This is a genomic window from Dellaglioa sp. CoH-55-MRSF-9 (genome assembly GCF_056782155.1).
Genome location: NZ_JBXAYG010000058.1, coordinates 1 through 288, shown reverse-complemented (window position 1 = coordinate 288; position 288 = coordinate 1). Strand labels below are relative to the sequence as shown.

Below are 288 nucleotides of genomic sequence, written 5' to 3'. Positions count from 1 at the left end.
ACTGATAGCGCCACATTCAAACGCTACTGGCCTAAGTCTGCACAGATGTGGAATTGGGAAGAGAATGAGTACGTAACATAAGGAGATCAAGTGGCAGAGTTTGTGGCTGTGGGAGATGCACACTTCACCGATTCCTCAGGATCGGGAGGTCTTTCGAAGTACGTACAAAATCCGGACAAGATGGTCGCTGACGAGATTAGGCGAGGTCCCGTCAAGTACGCACGTGACAACGGTATCAGCAACATCTTGCTGCTAGGTGACCAGTATGACGGCCCACGCGCCTCGTAC

General features: G+C 51.7%; 1 protein-coding gene. It reads left to right on the top strand.

What is annotated here, in order from left to right; genetic code table 11:
- Nucleotides 1-90: 90 nt before the first annotated feature.
- Nucleotides 91-288: hypothetical protein (locus AC1RPV_RS07780; RefSeq protein ID WP_481764198.1), on the top strand; the 198-nt coding region annotated here is incomplete at its 3' end.